The sequence below is a fragment of the Streptosporangium sp. NPDC020145 genome, assembly GCF_040631275.1.
Classification (GTDB): domain Bacteria; phylum Actinomycetota; class Actinomycetes; order Streptosporangiales; family Streptosporangiaceae; genus Streptosporangium.
Genome location: NZ_JBEXZT010000022.1, coordinates 90,160 through 105,503 on the forward strand (window position 1 = coordinate 90,160; position 15,344 = coordinate 105,503).

The following is a 15,344-nucleotide window of genomic DNA, read 5'->3' on the forward strand; positions in this document are numbered from 1 at the left end:
GGTGGTTCGTCCGGCGGTGGCGGTGTTTGAGCGGCATCTGTGCCTGTACCGGAGGGTGTGGCGGGCGTCGGTGTTGTCGTCGTTCGTGGTGCCGGTGCTGTTCCTGGTGAGTTTCGGGGTGGGGGTCGGCCGGTATGTGGGTGAGGTCGGCGGGGTGGGGTATCTGGCGTGGATCGCGCCGGGGGTGATGGCTTCGACGGCGTTCCAGATGGCGGTGGGTGATTCGACGTACCCGGTGCTGGGTGACTTCAAGTGGGTGCGGGGATTTCACGCGATGCGGGCCACTCCGGTCGGGGTGCGGGACATGGTGGCGGGCGGCCTGCTGTATGTGGTGTTGCGGGTGGAGAGCGCGGTCGTGGTGTTCCTGGTGGTGGCCGGGGTGTTCGGGGCGTTGCGTTCGCCGTGGGTGGTGGTGACGCCGGTGGTGGCGGCGTTGCTGGCGGTGGCGGTGGCGGCGCCGGTGACGGGGTTCTCGGCGAGCATCGATCACGACAGTTATTTCGCGTTGTTGTTCAGGTTCGTGATGATTCCTTCGGCGTTGTTCGGCGGGGTGTTCTTCCCGGTGGAGCAGTTGCCGCCGGTGGTGCGTCCGCTGGCGTACGCGTCGCCGTTGTGGCACGGGGTGGAGTTGTGCAGGGCGGCGACGCTGGGGGCGGCTCCGCCGTGGCCGGTGGGGTGGCATGTGGGGGTTCTGCTGGTGTTCGCGGGTGCGGGTGCGGTGTGGGCGGTCCGGGCGTTCGGCAGACGGTTGAGGGACTGAGGCGGTCATGGTTTCTGCGGTGCTGGCCGTGCGGGTCTCTCCGGCGCGGGTGGGGGCGGTGGCCGGGCGCAACGTGGGGGCGCTGCGGTCGGGTCCGGCGTATTGGCTGGTGCTGGCCTCGGGGTTCTTCGAACCGGTGCTGTATCTGCTGTCGATCGGTGTGGGGGTCGGGGCGCTGGTCGGTGAGCTGCGGCTGGGCGACGGGCGGACGGTGGGTTACGCGGTGTTCGTGGCGCCGGCGATGCTGGCGGTCTCGGCGATGTCGGGGGCGTTGTCGGAGACGACGTTCAACTTCTTCTTCAAGATGAGGTACGCCAAGACGTTCGAGGCGATTCTGGCGACGCCGGTGCGGCCGTTGGAGGTGGCGCTGGGTGAGCTGGCGTGGGCGCTGGCGCGCAGTGCGCTCTACACGGGGGCGTTCCTGGTGGTGATGACGGCGATGGGGCTGACGCGGGCCGGGTGGGCGCTGGCGGCCTTTCCGGCGGCGTTGCTGGTGGGGCTGGCGTTCGGTGCGGTGGGGATGGCCGTCAGCACGGTGATGCGGGGCTGGCAGGACTTCGATCTGGTGAGTACGGGCCAGTTCGCGTTGTTCCTGTTCTCCGGGACGTTCTCGCCGGTCGGGGACTATCCCCCGGTGTTGCGGGCGGTGGTCGAGGCGGCGCCGTTGTTCCACGCGGTGGAGTTGGTGCGGGGGCTGGCGGCGGGGTTGCCCGGCTGGGGGCTGGCGGGGCACGCGGCGTATCTGCTGGTGATGGCGGCGGTGGGGTTGTGGGTGGCGGCGCGGCGGCTGGAGCGGGTGCTGTGCCGGTGACCGGGGTGTGATCGGGGGTGGTCAGGCGGGGGCGTAGGGGGTGGCGGAGACGACGGCGGTGAGGGGCAGCGGGCCGTAGATGTGGGGGAAGGTCTCGGCTGAGCCTGCGGGGGTCTCCAGGCGGACGTCGAGGCCGGCCGGGTCGATGGTCAGGACGAGCAGGGGCTGGGTGACGTCGCGGTAGAAGCGGCCGGCGACGCCGTCGAGCTGGGTGCGGTCGCAGCAGGCGTGGATGAAGCCCTCCTGTTCGAGGGTGCGGCCCAGGGTGGAGACGCGGTACTCCCCCTGGGGCTGGGCGGCGTCCCAGTCGGCGGCCAGGGCCAGGTGCAGGATGGTCATGGGGCGGGCCTTTCCTTGAGGGGGCGGGTCGTCAGGGGGCGCTGCCGGCGAGGTTGATCAGGACCACTCCCCCGATGATGAGGGCGATGCCGCCGGCTTTGACGAGGGTGAGGCTTTCGCCGAGGAAGAGCATGCCGATGACGGCGATGGCGGCGGTGCCGGCGCCGGACCAGACGGCGTAGGCGGTGCCGATCTCCAGCTGGCGTTTGAGGGCCTGGCCGAGCAGGGCGAACGCGGTGGCGTATCCGGCGACGACGAGCAGTGCCCATCCTTTGTGGGTGAAGCCGTCGCTGAACTTCAGGGCGGTGGTCGCCGTGATCTCGGCGATGATGGCTCCCGCCAGGAGCAGCCACGCCATGGGTCACTCTCCCGAATTCTGCTTACATCCCCTCCGAAACCGGCATGACCGTACCATTTCTGGCGGGGTTGGGGGCCGGAAACCCGGTGCGGCGGTTTCACTTGCGAGGGGTGTCGAATGCGTGTTCCACTGAGCGGCATGCGTTGGGAGGCTCCCGCCCTGTTGCCCGAGCCCGCCAGGGGTGGGCCGCGGATCGCGCGTTCGGCGGTGACCCGGGTGCACGGCGCGGTGACCTGTTACGAGGTGCAGGCCCGTACGGCGCTTGAGCGGACGGGGCAGGGGTGGACGGTGAGTCCCTATCAGGGGTGTGCCGGGGGGTGCCGTTACTGTTCGGCGCGGCACGGTCATCGCCGGCTCGGGCTGGACGGCGGTGCCGGGTTCGACTCGCGGATCGTGGTGCGCACCAACATCGTGCGGCGGTTGCGTGCGGAGCTGGTCTCCCGGTGGGACGGTGAGCATGTCGCCGTGGGGATGGCGGGTGACTGTTATCAGGGGGTCGAGGAGGTCTACCGGCTGATGCCGGGGGTGGTGGCGGCGTTGCGTGAGGCGGGGGCGCCGTTCACGGTGCACACCAAGGGGACGCTGATCCTGCGGGACGCCGATCTGCTGGCGGGGGCGCCGGGGGCGGGGGTGGTGGTCTCGATCGCGTTCGTCGACGACCGGGTGCGGCGTGGGGTGGAGCCGGGGGTGCCGGACGCGCAGCGGCGGCTGGAGCTGGTGGAGGAGCTGAACGGGCGGGGGGTGCCCAGCGGGGTGGAGATGGCGCCGATCCTGCCGTTGCTGACCGACTCCCCCGACCAGATCTCCGCGACGGTGCGGCGGGTGGCGGCGGCGGGGGCGGTCAGCCTGACGCCGCGGGTGCTGCGGCTGCCGCCGGGGGCGCGGGAGTGGTACATGGCGTGGGTGGGTGAGCATCATCCGGGGCTGGTGGCCCGGTACGGGGAGTTGTACGCCGCGGGGGCGGAGGCCGATCCGGTGTACGTGCGGGCGGTGGTGGGGCAGGTGCTGCAGGTGGCCGCCCGTTACGGTCTGAGCCCGACGCGGCCGGAGCAGCCGTTGCCGCTGGCGCTTCCGGCGCCGACGCAGATCAGCCTGTTGTGAGGTGGCCGCGCCGTGGCGGCGCGGCCTCGCCGGAGGGGCGGGTGGTCAGGCCTTGAGGGCGCTGCCCTTGCGCCACTCCTTGAACGGCATCTGCCAAAAGCCCCAGCCGTTGTTCCACTCCAGTTGCCGGGTGGTGCCGGTGATGGTGATCACGTCGCCGCGCTGGACCTGGTCGTAGAACCATTTGGCCTGGTCGGGGCGGGCGTTGACGCAGCCGTGGCTGACGTTCTGGCGGCCCTGGGCCCAGACGTTGTTGAGGGCGTGGACGTATTCGCCGCTGTTGGAGAAGCGCACCGCGTGGTTGATCATCAGGTCGTAGTAGCCGGGGTCGCCCTTCTTGCGGCCCGGGGAGATCATCCGTTCGGGGTTGGCCTTGCCCATGGTGAGGTGGACGCCGCTGGTGGTGGTGTACTCGCGGGTGTCGCCCTTGCCCGCGCTGATCAGCATGGTCTGCACGACCTTGCCGTCGCGTCTGACGATCATCTTGTGCTTGCGGGTGTCGACGACGGAGATCTGGGCGGCGCCGATGCGGATGACCTTGGTGAGGTTCTTGACGCCGTACATGTCCTTGCCACCGCGGACGCCCTTGATGCGGGCGGTGAAGGTGACCTTCTGGTGGGCGGGCCAGTACTTGGCGGTGCGGTAGATCACGGTGGTGTCGTTGATCCACCGCCAGGCGCCGGGGACGGGTTTCTCCGCCTTGACCTCCAGGGCCTTCTCCACGGCGGCCTTGTTGGCGACCTGCTGGTTGAAGGTGACGATGATCGGCGCCCCCACGCCGACCTTCTCGCCCTTGATGGCCGGGGTGACGTCGGCGACGGCCAGTTCCACCTTCGGTTTGAGTGTGGTGAAGGTGCTGGTGGCGGTGGTGCCGTCCACGGTGCGGACGGAGACGTCGTAGGTGCTGGAGGGTTCCATGGGCACGGTGGAGGTCCACTTGGTGCGCTGGGCGTCGAAGTCGCCTTCGAGTTTGTGGCTGCCGCTTTGCACGGTGACCTCCTCCAGGGCGCCGCCGTCGGCGGTGACGACGACCTTGCGGTCGGGCCGTACGGCGGCGCCGCCCTGGGCGGGGCTGATCCTGATGGTGGGGGCGGCGGGTGTGGGGGTGGCCGTCTCGCCGCCGGGGGTGCCTGCGGCGCCGGGTGCCGCCGGGGTGCCGCCGGAGCAGGAGGTGGCCAGCAGGGCGGCGGCCAGGCCCAGTGCGGCCAGCGGTTTCCTCAGGTCACGGCGTTCCATGTTCAGCACAGCTCTCTCCCCCAACCGCAAAGTGCGTCTAAAAACTCTAATAGGTGACGCTGGAGTACTATGCACGGTTCGTGAGAGTTGAATCACATTTAGGTTACTTTCGGTGACGGGGGCGGCCGTTCCGGCCGGTTCGTGCCTCACCCGGGCGGGTGAGGCACGGTGTTCACCGGATGTTCGTGAGAAGGCTCACAGCGCCGTTCCGGGCGCGGTGGGGGCCTTGACCGGGTGGAAGGCGCGGCGCAGGGCGTACATCAGGTCGTCCTGCATCCGGCGGGAGACCTGGGCGTCGGGGACCCAGGAGCAGCCGTGGAAGGTCCCCGGGTACATGTGCAGGCCGACCGGGACCCCGGCCTGCACGAGTCTGGCGGCGTAGGCCAGGCCCTCGTCGCGCAGCGGGTCGAACTCGCACACCACCACGTACGCCGGGGGAAGCCCCGACAGGTCCTCGGCCCTGGCCGGGGCGGCGTAGATCGGGACGTCGTCGCCGCCGGGCCGGTGGGCCCGGCCGAGGTAGTAGTCCCAGCTGATCTCGGCCTTGTCGCGGCTCCAGCCGGGGGTGTCGACGAAGGCGCGCATGGAGGGGGTGTCCAGGCGGTCGTCGAGTTCGGGGATGCCGAGGTACTGCAGGCACAGCGCGGGGCCGCCGCGGTCCCTGGCCAGCAGTGCGACCGCGGCCGACAGGCCGCCGCCCGCGCTCTCCCCGCCCACGGCGATCCGCGCCGGGTCGACGCCGAGTTCCGCGGCGTTCTGCGCGGTCCACACCAGCGCGGCGTAGCAGTCCTCGACGCCGGCGGGGTAGGGGTCCTGCGGGGCGAGGCGGTAGTCGACGGAGACCGACACCACGCCCATGGTCTCGGCCAGGGAGGCCAGCAGCGCGTCGCCCATCTCGATCTGGCCCACGATGAAGCCGCCGCCGTGGATGAAGACCATCGCCGGGGCCGGTTCGGCCGAGCGCTCGCGCGGGGCGTACAGGCGCACCCGTACCGGCCCGCCGGGGCCGGGGATGTGGCGGTCCTCGACCGTCACGGTGTCGGGGAAGCCGCCGGGCATCGAGCTGAAGAACTCCTTGAGGACCTGCCGGGAGGTCACCGTGTCACGAAGGTCGTGCTCGGGCAGCAGGTCGGCGGTGAACGGAGCGAGCTCGGGGTCGAATCCGTAGGGCATCAGGGGGCTCTCCTCAGATCGGGTCGGCCCCATGATGCCCGGCGCCGGCGCGGCCGGGCCGGGCGCGGGCGGTGACTTGGACACGCACGCGCATGAACGGATGCGTGACGTCCAAGTCACCGCCCGCCGGGCCCCGCGGGAGGGCCGCCCGGGGTCAGGGTGAGCGCAGGCGGTGGGTGAGGCTGGTGTGGCGGCGCCCGGCGCCGCGGGTGCGCACCGCCTGGGCCAGTGCGCGGCGGGAGCCGACGATGACGACGAGTCTCTTGGCGCGGGTGATCGCGGTGTAGAGCAGGTTGCGCTGCAGCATCATCCAGGCGCTGGTGGCCAGCGGGATGACCACCGCGGGGTATTCGCTGCCCTGGGAGCGGTGGATGGAGACCGCGTAGGCGTGGGCGAGTTCGTCGAGTTCGTCGAAGGCGTACTCGACGTTCTCCTCCTCGTCGGTCAGCACGGTCAGCCTGTGGTCGTCGGGCCTGATGTCGACCACGGTGCCGACGGTGCCGTTGAACACCCCGGCGGCGCCCTTGTCGTAGTTGTTGCGCAGCTGGGTGACCTTGTCGCCGACCCGGAAGACGCGCCCGCCGTAGCGGCGTTCCGGCATGCCCTCCCTGGAGGGGGTCAGGGCCTCCTGCAGCACGGTGTTGAGGTTGCCCGCCCCGGCGGCGCCCCGGTGCATCGGCGCCAGGACCTGCACGTCGCGGCGCGGGTTGAGGCCGAATCTGCGGGGGATGCGGCTGGCCACCACGTCGACCGTCAGCGCCGCGATCTCCTCGGGTTCCTCGCAGGGGAACAGGAAGAAGTCCTTCATGCCCTCCAGGGCCGGGGGCAGGCCGGTGTTGACGCGGTGGGCGTTGGTGACCACGCCCGACTCCTGGGCCTGGCGGAAGATGTGCGTCAGCCGTACGCGGGGGATCTGCTCCTGGGCGGCCAGCAGGTCGCGCAGGACCTCGCCGGCGCCGACGGAGGGAAGCTGGTCGACGTCGCCGACGAACAGCAGGTGGGTGCCGGGGGCGACGGCCTTGACCAGTTTGTTGGCCAGCAGCAGGTCCAGCATGGAGGACTCGTCGACCACGACGAGGTCGGCGTCCAGGGGGTTGTCGCGGTCGAAGGTGGCCTCGCCGCCGGGGCGCAGCTGCAGCAGCCGGTGCACGGTGGTCGCCTCGTGGCCGGTCAGCTCCGACAGGCGTTTGGCGGCCCTGCCGGTGGGGGCGGCCAGGATGACCTTGGCCTTCTTGGCGCGGGCCAGGGTGACGATGGAGCGGACGGTGAAGCTCTTGCCGCAGCCGGGGCCGCCGGTCAGCACCGCGACCTTCTCGCTCAGCGCCAGCCGTACGGCCTGGGCCTGCTCTTCGGCCAGGTCGGCGCCGGTCTGTTTGCGCAGCCAGGTCAGGGCGGTGTCCCACTCGACGGTCTTGAAGGCCTCCAGCCGGTCGTGGCCGGAGTTCAGCAGGGCGCGCAGCGCGCCGGCCAGGGACAGTTCGGCGCGGTGGAAGGGGACGAGGTAGACGGCGGGGACGACGGTGTCACCGGCCGGGATCTCCTCGCGGACCACGCCCTCCTCGGCGACGAGCTCCTCCAGGCACTGGACGGTCAGCTCCGCGGGGACCTGGAGGATCTTGACGGCGTCGGCGACGAGGTTGGGGGCGGGCAGGTAGCAGTGGCCGTCGTCGGCGGCCTGGGACAGGGTGTAGCGCAGCCCGGCCTTGACGCGTTCGGGGCTGTCGTGCGGGATGCCGACGGCCTGGGCGATGGTGTCGGCGGTCTTGAAGCCGATCCCCCACACGTCGTCGGCCAGCCGGTACGGCTGGCTCCTGACGACGGTGATGGAGGCCTCGCCGTACTGCTTGAAGATCCGCACGGCGATGGAGGTGGTCACCCCGACGCCCTGCAGGAAGATCATCACCTCTTTGATGATCTTCTGTTCCTCCCAGGCGGCGGCGATCATCTTGGTTCGTTTGGGGCCGAGGCCGGGGACCTCGACCAGTCGTTCGGGGACGGTCTCGATGATGTCGAGGGTGTCGGTCCCGAAGTGGGCGACGATCCGCTCGGCCATCTTCGGCCCGATGCCCTTGATCAGGCCGGAGCCCAGGTAGCGCTGGATGCCCTGCACGGTGGCGGGCAGCACGGTGGCGTAGGACCACACCTCGAACTGCCTGCCGTAGCGGGGGTGGGTGCTCCAGCGGCCGGTCAGGCGCAGCGACTCCCCCGGCTGGGCGCCCAGCAGCGGCCCGACGACGGTCAGCAGGTCGTCTCCCGACCGTTCGGTGGCGACCCTGGCGATGGTGTAGCCGGTCTCCTCGTTGGCGTAGGTGATCCGTTCGAGGACTCCGGAGATGCTGGTGCCGGGGGGTGCGGAACCGTCCTCGCGTGCCACCGGTGACCTCCCTGCCGAATGTCGCCCCCAGCGTAGGAGTGAACGCGGTTGATCGGCAATTTCGGTTCCGGGTGGTGCCTCACCGGGGGGTGAGGGTCCTGCCGATCCGGTCGAACAGGGGTTGCAGGCCGTCCTTGTCGGTGCTGAGGGTCAGGATGCAGGTCCTGCCCGAGGAGGAGGAGCGGGTGTAGTACTGGGTGCCTCTGATGTCGATGCCGCGGGAGGGCAGCCGGTAGACCACCCGCACGGCGGTGCCGTCGTCGATCGGGACCTCGCCCGCCTGGGAGATCGTGGCGCCGAGTTGGCCCAGTTGCCGTTTGACGTCGGCGACGATCTGGTCGGCGGGCACGTCCGGGCTCTCCTGGCAGAAGGCGTTGAGGTTGGTGGCGAAGCGGTTGGGGGAGGTCGCGGCGGAGGTGCGGTCGGAGGCCCAGACCGCCTTGTTGGCCACCAGCGGGCGCAGGCTTCGCCTGGCCTGTTCCAGGGCCTCGCCGGACAGGCCGATGGAGGTGAGGCTCTTGTCGAGGTCGTCCCTGGACAGGTCGAGGGCGACCCAGTCCTGCGGGACGGCGACGGTGAGCCCGTTGGCGGGGCCGCCGATGCGTGTGAAGCCCTGCGGCGCGGTGCCGGGCGGTACGGCGGGCCGCGCCGTCGTGGATGTCGCCGTGGGCGTCACGGTGGGTGTCGCCGTGGGTGTCGCCGTGGCCGGGGTGGTGGGGGGTGCCGGGGTCGCGGCGAGCGCGCCGCAGGCCACGGCCCCGGCGGAGGCCCAGAGGGCCACCCGGACGGACGGCCGGGTCACGGCTCCTCCTCCAGGAGGGCGTCGGTGACGCCGGGCGGGCTGATGAGCAGCGCCCCGTTCCAGCCGGCGCGGCGGGCGCCCGCCTGGTAGGCGCTGTCGAGGAAGTCGAGCACGGTGGCCACCGGGTCGTCGTGGGCGCGCGCGTCGTCGTAGCGCAGCACCGCCAGGTGGCTGCCCCGCTGCGGCAGCCAGGCCGCCTGCTCTGGCCGCAGCGGTTCCCCGGCCAGGCCCTCGGGTTCGGGGGCGGTGTAGGAGTAGAAGGCGGGCCAGGGCATCGCCTCGTCGCCGAACCAGAAGCCGCTGCTGATCACCTCGCGGGAGTAGGCCTCCCGGGTGACGGGGTCGGCCTGGGGCTGGGGGCCCGCCGGGCGGCCGGAGAAGCGGGTCACGGCGATGTCGAAGGTGTGCCAGAAGTGGTGGACCGGGCTGACCTTGCCGCAGAAGCCCGCCGCGAAGCGGTCCAGCACCAGGCCGACCTGGGTCAGGACGCGCCAGTAGCGGTTGACCAGCGCCGGGTCGTAGTCGGCGTGCTTGGCGTCCTGGGCGAAGGGGGTGGCGTCGGTGAGGCCGAACGGTTCGGCCTCGATGCGGGTGGTGACGCCCAGGTCCTCCAGCACCTCGAACAGGGTCCGGTAGAAGGAGGCGACCGAGTGGCCGACGAGGCTGAACGTCACGCCGCGTCCGTCCAGGCGGTTGACGGCCAGGGTGTGGGCGACGAAGTCGAAGTCGATCGTGAAGACCGGAGCGCCGCCGAACCCCCCGGAGGGGCGGGTGGTGATGCCCCGCCCGGTCAGGTGGAAGGGCACGTTCCACCAGTGGTTGTGGCGGGTGCTCTCGGCGAGCCGTACCTTGCCGACGATCTGGGTGAACCGGTGCAGGGTCTCCTTGGTGCTCTCCCACTCCTGCAGTGGCATGGCGGGAAACCACTCGGTCGTGTCCATCGCTGCCCCCTCGGCGCGGGGCCGGCCGGTCCCGCATCCCTCTCAGCCATCACACTAAAAGTAGTCATATCATGACTTATAGTGATCACGGGGGTGGGGAGGGGTCCCCGGCCGCCCCGCGGCGGCCGGCGGATGATCCGGGGGACGGCCCACGGGCGGCCCCGGGCGAGCGCCGCGGGCTCGTTCTCGCGGGTGCCGCCGGGGCTCCCGGGCACTAGCCTGAGCACACACGTCGTGTCGGGGAGGTATCAGTCTGATGTCGCCGCTTCTGGAGAGTACGGCTCGGGCGCTGCTGCGCAGGGTCGCGGTCGAGCAGGCCGAGTCGCGGCTGCCGTCCCTGGCGGCGGCCGTGGTGCGCGACGGGAGCCTGGCCTGGTTCGGCTCGCGCGGCCTGGTGGGCGAGGAGGCCCCCTCCCGCGACACCCAGTACCGGATCGGCTCGATCACCAAGAGCATGGTGGCCGTCGTGGTCATGCGGCTGCGCGACGAGGGCCGCGTCGACCTGCTCGACCCGATCGGCAAGCACGTGCCGGGCACGCCCGTCGGGGAGGTGACCGTCGCGCAGCTGCTCTCGCACACCGGCGGGCTGACCGCCGAGCCGCCGGGGCAGTGGTGGGAGCGCACCCCGGGCGTGCCGGTCGAGGAGCTCATCGCCCGGCTTGGCCCGCAGACCTCCCGCCACCGGCCCGGCCGCCGTTTCCACTACTCCAACCTCGGTTTCGCCCTGCTGGGCGAGCTCGTCGCCAGGCAGCGCGGGACGGACTGGGCGCGGGCCGTGCGCGCGGAGGTGCTGCAGCCGCTGGGCATGGACCGCACCACCACCCGGCCGAGCGCCCCGCACGCCCACGGCTACGCCGTCCACCCGTGGGCCGACGTCCTGCTGCCCGAACCCGAGCACGACGCGCTCGCCATGGCCCCGGCGGGGCAGTTCTGGTCCACCGCCGCCGACCTGGCCCGGTGGGCGGCGTTCGTCGCCGGGGACACCGGCGGTGTGCTGGACCCGGCGACGGTCGCCGAGATGCGCGAGCCCGCGATCGTCGACGACGGCGACGCCTGGACCGGCGGGTTCGGGCTGGGCCTGCAGCTGGCCCGCGCGGGCGGGCGGCGCCTGGCCGGGCACACCGGCTCCATGCCGGGCTTCCTGGCCACCGTGTGGGCCGACCCGGGCGACCGCACCGGGGTGCTGTTCCTGACCAACTCCACCTCGGGGATGAGCCGTACGTTCCTGGGCGAGATGCTGGCCGTCCTGGACGAGCACGAGCCGCGCATGCCCGCCGAGTGGCGGCCCTCGGCGGCCGAGGCGGGCCTGCTGGAGCTGACCGGGCCGTGGTACTGGGGGCCGAGCGCCTACGCGCTGCGGCTGCTGCCCGACCGGGGCCTGTCGCTGGCCCCGATCGGCGCCGCGGGGCGGGCCTCGCGCTTCGTCGCCCAGGACGACGGGACCTGGCTCGGCCTGGACGGCTACTACGCCGGGGAGCGGCTCAGCGTGGTGCGCGGCGCCGACGGGTCGGTCAGCCACCTCGACCTCAACACCTTCGTGTTCACCCGCACCCCCTACGACCCGGCGGCCGAGGTGCCCGGCGGGGTCGACGAGGGAGGCTGGCGGGGCTGACGGCCCCGCCGTACGGCCGCCGGCGCTTTGACGGCAAATATTGTCGGTGAGAGGGTTGGGGCATGCTGGAAGTGGCGGTGATCGAGGACCCGGCGGCGGCCGAGGCCTCCCTTGACCCGGTGCGGGGGCGGTTGCTGGCGGAGTTGTCGCAGCCGGCGTCGGCCACGATGCTGGCCGCCCGGCTGGGCCTGCCCCGGCAGAAGGTCAACTACCACCTGCGGGCCCTGGAGCGGCACGGGCTGATCGAGCTGGTCGAGGAGCGCCGCAAGGGCAACATGACCGAGCGGGTGATGCGGGCGACGGCGGCCTCCTACGTCATCTCCCCGCTGGCGCTGGCCGCGGTGCAGCCCGACCCGGACCGCTCCCCCGACGCGTTGTCGGCCCGCTGGCTGCTGGCGGTCGCCGCCCGGCTGGTCCGTGAGGTCGGCGAGCTCATCGGCGGTGCGGCCCAGGCCCGTAAACGGCTGGCGACCCTGACCATCGACGGCCACGTCCGTTTCGCCTCGGCGGCCCAGCGCGCCGCCTTCGCCGAGGAGCTCGCCGCCGCCGTCGGCGCCCTCGTCGGCAAGTATCACGACGAGGACGCCCCCGGCGGGCGTGAGCACCGGCTCATCGTCGCCGTCCACCCCAGTCCCGACTCCCGGGCCCCGGGGGCGCCGGGCCGTAAGGAGCCGTGATGGGCCACGAGTTCGAGGTGCGCAGGCAGGTCGAGCTGGCGGCCGACCCCGAGGAGGTCTGGCAGGCCATCGCCACCGGGCCCGGGGTCGACTCCTGGTTCATGGGGCGCAGCCGGATCGAACCCCGGCAGGGCGGTTCGACGCGGCTGACCGTCGGCGGCGCCGTCGAGGAGGCGACCATCACCTCCTGGGAGCCGCCCGGCCGGTTCGCCTACCGCACCGGCCGGGGCGAGGACGGGACGTTCATGGCGTTCGAGTGGCTCGTCGAGGGCCGCGACAGGGGCTCCACCGTGCTCAGGCTGGTGCACGAGGGCTTCCTGGAGGGCGACTGGGAGAGCGAGTACGAGGCCATGCAGTCCGGCTGGGACATGTACCTGCACACCCTGGCCGCCTACCTGAGGCACTTTCCCGGCCTCAGGGGCACACCGGTCTCGGCGCTCAAGGTGGGGGCCGCGGGTCCCGAGCGGGCGTGGGCCGCCCTGACCGGCGCGCTCGGGCTGCCCGCGACGGCCGCCGTGGGTGAGCCGGTGAGCGTCGCCCCCGAGGGGCTCGCGCCGATCGAGGGCGTGCTCGACTACGCCGACCCGTTCTCCTGCCTGGGGGTGCGCACCGGCGACGCGCTGTACCGGTTCCTCCACTCGGGGGAACGCAGGGGCGACGCGGTGTTCCTGGCCCATCACGTCTACTCCGGCGGCGCAGGTGAGCAGGAGCTGGGGCGGGCCTGGCAGGCCTGGCTGGAGCGGCTGTTTCCGGCATCCTGAGGCGCGGGAGGGTCAGAAGGGAGTGGGGGTGACCCGCCTGAGGAAGACGACGCCGTCGACCGCGCCGAGGCGGGCCGGGTCGAGCGGGAAGTAGGCGAAGTCGCGGGAACGGCGCGGCCCGGAGCCGGCGGCGGTGACGGTTTCGGCCAGGCGGCGGGCGTCCAGGAGGCAGCGTTCCCACGGCAGCGCGGACAGGGCGCCCTCGACGGTGTCCGGGGGCGGGACGTCGTCGCCGACCGTGCCGAAGGCCGAGGCCAGGAAGGCGTACCGGTCGCCCAGGCGCGCCGCGGTGATCGCCCCCGCGCCCCACCACCGCAGCGTCCGCTCGCCGAACGGCATCAGGCTTTCGCCGCGCTGCAGGTGGAGGTTGCTGGCGTAGACCAGGGCCGGGCCGTGTTCGGCGACGGCGCTCAGGTTGGCGGCCATCATCGCGTCCCGCAGCGCCGACAGGCGGCCCCAGCGGTGCGGGGAGTCCTCGGCCATCCCGTGGTGGTAGCGCAGCAGGCCGACGGCGGTGCGCCCGTACAGCTCCGCCCGCCACCTGTCGCGGGGGTTCAGCCGCGGGACCTGCGTCTCCAGCAGCGCCACCAGGTCGTCGGCGATCACGCGCAGCCGCAGGGCCTCGGCGGAGCGGCCGATCGACCGGGAGGGGTCCGTGGCCGTGGCCTCGTCGGACCACCGCTCGTCCGGGCCCAGCAGTTCCTCAAGGGTCTGGCGGGTCACGACCGTACGGGCAGGCGGGTCCTCCAGCAGGTCGTACAGGGCGGTGAGCGCCTGGCGCGGGCTCGCCGCCCAGTACTCCAGGGGGCCGTCGAAGCCGAAGAAGCGAAGCTTGTCGTCGTGCTTGTCGTTGTGGGAGCGCATCCAGCGCACGAGTTCGCGGTTGGCCTCCAGGGCGCCGAAGCCGTGGCTGAAGCCGCGCCGCATGACGTCGTCGAGGGTGCCCTCTCCCCTCGTGACGTAGTCGTCGACCAGCAGGCCCATGAGGCAGTCGCTCTCGATGGCGAAGCAGCGGTAGCCCTCGTGCTCGGCCAGGTGCCGGAAGATCTCGTTGCGTGCGCTGCCCAGGTCCTCCACCAGATGCCTGGCCTCGCCCAGGCCGAGCAGCAGGGGGCGGGCGGGAAGCGAGCGCAGCAGGGCCGACACGCCCGCGCCGTCGAGCGGCCAGGCGGTTTCCTTGATGTCCATTCCCTCAACGGTATCGTTGAACATCCGGTGTAAACTTTCCGCGGAAAATCCGGTGTCCGTCTTGGTGGACCTTCAAACGGTGGTGCGTTCATGAGGCCGGTCGACCTGGCGCGTGAGCACGGCCTGTCCGCCCAGGCGGTCAGGAACTACGAGCAGGACGGGGTGCTGCCGGCCGCCGGGCGCACCGTTCACGGCTACCGCGTCTACACGCCGTTGCACGCGCGGGCGCTGCGTGCCTTCCTGGCCCTGGTGCCCGGGCACGGCCACCGGACGGCGACGTCGGTGATGCGGGCGGTCAACCGGGGCGCGCTCGAGGAGGCGTTGCGGCTGCTCGACGACAGTCACGCCCAGTCGCTTGAGGACCGCCGCACCCTCCAGGCGGTCGAGGTCGCGCTCGGTGACCTGGTGCCCGTGCCGCAGGAGCGCGGCGACGTCTTCATCGGTCCTCTGGCCGGCAGGCTCGGCGTGCGCCCGGCCACGCTGCGCAAGTGGGAGAAGGCCGGGCTGGTGCGGCCGCGCCGCGACCCGAAGACGGGGTACCGGGTGTACGGCGCGGCCGAGGTGCGGGATGTGCGGCTGGCCCACCAGCTCAGGAGGGGCGGCTACCCGCTGGAGCGGATCGCCCCGCTGATCGCCCAGGTCCGTGCCGCCGGGGGTGTCGTCCCGCTGGAGTCGGCCCTGGGTGAGTGGCGGGCGCGGTTGGCGGCCCGGGGCCGCGCCATGCTCGCGGGCGCCGCGGCCCTGGACGCCTACCTCCGCGACCTCGAACCCTGAGGCGCCTTCGCGCCCCGGTTCAGCTCCGCGTGGCGACGCCCGGGTCGTCCTGGGTGAGGCGCACCGTGTCGAGGTAGTCGGCGATGGCGTCCCGGTTACGGGTCAGGGACTGGATGCGCTCGGTCATCCGGTCGCGCTCGTGCTCCAGTGTGGCGATCATCTCCGGGGTCGCGTCGGAGAAGTGGATGATCCTGGGCCTGTCCAGGCAGGGCAGGATCTGCTTGATGATCCGGGTCGGCAGCCCCGCGTCCAGCAGGCCCCTGATCTGCATGACCCGGTCCACCAGGCGCTCGTCGTAGGCGCGGTAGCCGTTGGCGCAGCGCTCGGGCAGGATCAGCCCCTGCTCCTCGTAGTAACGCAGCAGCCTGCGGGGCGTGCCGGTACGCTCGGCCAGCTCTCCGATCCGCATGTGCCCTACCTCACACCCTGTCACGTTG

At 72.1% G+C, this 15,344-nt stretch carries 16 protein-coding genes; 7 read left to right on the plus strand and 9 right to left on the minus strand.

Annotated elements, in window-relative coordinates; genetic code table 11:
- Positions 1-16: 16 nt before the first annotated feature.
- Both ABZ463_RS30880 and ABZ463_RS30885 read left to right on the plus strand, forming a co-directional pair.
- Entirely contained in the window at positions 17-760 is a 744-nt protein-coding gene (locus ABZ463_RS30880) for an ABC transporter permease (RefSeq protein ID WP_362781404.1), read from the plus strand.
- A gap of 7 nt (positions 761-767) precedes the next feature.
- A complete protein-coding gene (locus ABZ463_RS30885; protein WP_352012499.1) occupies positions 768-1,571 on the plus strand; it encodes an ABC transporter permease in 804 nt (267 codons plus the stop codon).
- 21 nt (positions 1,572-1,592) lie between these two features.
- Here the strand turns inward: ABZ463_RS30885 and ABZ463_RS30890 are convergent, their stop codons facing one another.
- Together ABZ463_RS30890 and ABZ463_RS30895 are read right to left on the minus strand one after the other, a co-directional pair.
- A complete protein-coding gene (locus tag ABZ463_RS30890) occupies positions 1,593-1,910 on the minus strand; it encodes a DUF952 domain-containing protein (RefSeq protein WP_362781406.1) in 318 nt (105 codons plus the stop codon).
- 31 nt (positions 1,911-1,941) lie between these two features.
- Positions 1,942-2,268, minus strand: coding sequence for a multidrug efflux SMR transporter (locus ABZ463_RS30895; protein ID WP_352012497.1), 327 nt, complete (start codon positions 2,266-2,268; stop codon positions 1,942-1,944).
- Positions 2,269-2,385: 117 nt separating this feature from the next.
- Between ABZ463_RS30895 and ABZ463_RS30900 the strand changes: the two genes are divergently transcribed.
- Complete coding sequence (locus tag ABZ463_RS30900; protein ID WP_352012496.1) at positions 2,386-3,369, plus strand: radical SAM protein; 984 nt, start codon at positions 2,386-2,388, stop codon at positions 3,367-3,369.
- A 45-nt stretch (positions 3,370-3,414) separates the two neighbouring features.
- Here the strand turns inward: ABZ463_RS30900 and ABZ463_RS30905 are convergent, their stop codons facing one another.
- From ABZ463_RS30905 to ABZ463_RS30925, 5 genes are all read right to left on the minus strand, one after another.
- Positions 3,415-4,605 (minus strand): Ig-like domain-containing protein, encoded by a 1,191-nt coding sequence (locus tag ABZ463_RS30905; protein ID WP_352012708.1) that lies wholly within the window; start codon positions 4,603-4,605, stop codon positions 3,415-3,417.
- 195 nt (positions 4,606-4,800) lie between these two features.
- Complete coding sequence (locus ABZ463_RS30910) at positions 4,801-5,778, minus strand: alpha/beta hydrolase (protein ID WP_362781409.1); 978 nt, start codon at positions 5,776-5,778, stop codon at positions 4,801-4,803.
- A 154-nt stretch (positions 5,779-5,932) separates the two neighbouring features.
- Positions 5,933-8,152 (minus strand): ATP-dependent RecD-like DNA helicase, encoded by a 2,220-nt coding sequence (locus ABZ463_RS30915; RefSeq protein ID WP_362781411.1) that lies wholly within the window; start codon positions 8,150-8,152, stop codon positions 5,933-5,935.
- A gap of 79 nt (positions 8,153-8,231) precedes the next feature.
- Positions 8,232-8,954: a hypothetical protein gene (locus ABZ463_RS30920; RefSeq protein WP_362781413.1), complete on the minus strand. Its 723-nt coding sequence runs from the start codon at positions 8,952-8,954 to the stop codon at positions 8,232-8,234.
- Positions 8,951-9,895: a DUF5996 family protein gene (locus ABZ463_RS30925; protein WP_362781415.1), complete on the minus strand. Its 945-nt coding sequence runs from the start codon at positions 9,893-9,895 to the stop codon at positions 8,951-8,953. The genes ABZ463_RS30920 and ABZ463_RS30925 overlap by 4 nt, the downstream gene beginning before the upstream one ends.
- Positions 9,896-10,151: 256 nt before the next feature.
- Between ABZ463_RS30925 and ABZ463_RS30930 the strand changes: the two genes are divergently transcribed.
- The 3 genes from ABZ463_RS30930 to ABZ463_RS30940 all read left to right on the plus strand — a co-directional run bounded on the left by ABZ463_RS30930 (position 10,152) and on the right by ABZ463_RS30940 (position 12,945).
- Positions 10,152-11,507 carry a serine hydrolase domain-containing protein gene (locus ABZ463_RS30930; RefSeq protein ID WP_362781417.1) on the plus strand — a complete coding sequence of 452 codons (1,356 nt, stop codon included), beginning with the start codon at positions 10,152-10,154 and terminating at the stop codon, positions 11,505-11,507.
- 62 nt (positions 11,508-11,569) lie between these two features.
- Positions 11,570-12,184, plus strand: coding sequence for a helix-turn-helix domain-containing protein (locus ABZ463_RS30935; protein ID WP_352012490.1), 615 nt, complete (start codon positions 11,570-11,572; stop codon positions 12,182-12,184).
- Complete coding sequence (locus ABZ463_RS30940; protein WP_352012489.1) at positions 12,184-12,945, plus strand: SRPBCC domain-containing protein; 762 nt, start codon at positions 12,184-12,186, stop codon at positions 12,943-12,945. The genes ABZ463_RS30935 and ABZ463_RS30940 overlap by 1 nt, the downstream gene beginning before the upstream one ends.
- A 12-nt stretch (positions 12,946-12,957) precedes the next feature.
- Here the strand turns inward: ABZ463_RS30940 and ABZ463_RS30945 are convergent, their stop codons facing one another.
- A complete protein-coding gene (locus ABZ463_RS30945) occupies positions 12,958-14,133 on the minus strand; it encodes an erythromycin esterase family protein (RefSeq protein ID WP_362781420.1) in 1,176 nt (391 codons plus the stop codon).
- A 90-nt stretch (positions 14,134-14,223) separates the two neighbouring features.
- On the opposite strand from ABZ463_RS30945, the gene ABZ463_RS30950 reads away from it, so the two are divergent.
- Complete coding sequence (locus ABZ463_RS30950) at positions 14,224-14,907, plus strand: MerR family transcriptional regulator (protein ID WP_362781422.1); 684 nt, start codon at positions 14,224-14,226, stop codon at positions 14,905-14,907.
- Between the two features lie 19 nt (positions 14,908-14,926).
- Here ABZ463_RS30950 and ABZ463_RS30955 read toward each other — a convergent pair whose 3' ends face one another.
- Positions 14,927-15,316, minus strand: coding sequence for a MerR family transcriptional regulator (locus ABZ463_RS30955; RefSeq protein ID WP_352012486.1), 390 nt, complete (start codon positions 15,314-15,316; stop codon positions 14,927-14,929).
- Between the last annotated feature and the right edge of the window lie 28 nt (positions 15,317-15,344).

What these genes read in the sequence shown, in the direction of transcription:
- ABZ463_RS30885 (WP_352012499.1), top strand. Translation starts at nt 768, where the DNA reads ATGGTTTCTGCGGTGCTGGCCGTGCGGGTCTCTCCGGCGCGGGTGGGG.
- ABZ463_RS30890 (WP_362781406.1), bottom strand. Translation starts at nt 1,910, where the DNA reads ATGACCATCCTGCACCTGGCCCTGGCCGCCGACTGGGACGCCGCCCAG.
- ABZ463_RS30895 (WP_352012497.1), bottom strand. Translation starts at nt 2,268, where the DNA reads ATGGCGTGGCTGCTCCTGGCGGGAGCCATCATCGCCGAGATCACGGCG.
- ABZ463_RS30900 (WP_352012496.1), top strand. Translation starts at nt 2,386, where the DNA reads ATGCGTGTTCCACTGAGCGGCATGCGTTGGGAGGCTCCCGCCCTGTTG.
- ABZ463_RS30905 (WP_352012708.1), bottom strand. Translation starts at nt 4,605, where the DNA reads ATGGAACGCCGTGACCTGAGGAAACCGCTGGCCGCACTGGGCCTGGCC.
- ABZ463_RS30910 (WP_362781409.1), bottom strand. Translation starts at nt 5,778, where the DNA reads ATGCCCTACGGATTCGACCCCGAGCTCGCTCCGTTCACCGCCGACCTG.
- ABZ463_RS30925 (WP_362781415.1), bottom strand. Translation starts at nt 9,895, where the DNA reads ATGGACACGACCGAGTGGTTTCCCGCCATGCCACTGCAGGAGTGGGAG.
- ABZ463_RS30930 (WP_362781417.1), top strand. Translation starts at nt 10,152, where the DNA reads ATGTCGCCGCTTCTGGAGAGTACGGCTCGGGCGCTGCTGCGCAGGGTC.
- ABZ463_RS30935 (WP_352012490.1), top strand. Translation starts at nt 11,570, where the DNA reads ATGCTGGAAGTGGCGGTGATCGAGGACCCGGCGGCGGCCGAGGCCTCC.
- ABZ463_RS30940 (WP_352012489.1), top strand. Translation starts at nt 12,184, where the DNA reads ATGGGCCACGAGTTCGAGGTGCGCAGGCAGGTCGAGCTGGCGGCCGAC.
- ABZ463_RS30945 (WP_362781420.1), bottom strand. Translation starts at nt 14,133, where the DNA reads ATGGACATCAAGGAAACCGCCTGGCCGCTCGACGGCGCGGGCGTGTCG.
- ABZ463_RS30950 (WP_362781422.1), top strand. Translation starts at nt 14,224, where the DNA reads ATGAGGCCGGTCGACCTGGCGCGTGAGCACGGCCTGTCCGCCCAGGCG.
- ABZ463_RS30955 (WP_352012486.1), bottom strand. Translation starts at nt 15,316, where the DNA reads ATGCGGATCGGAGAGCTGGCCGAGCGTACCGGCACGCCCCGCAGGCTG.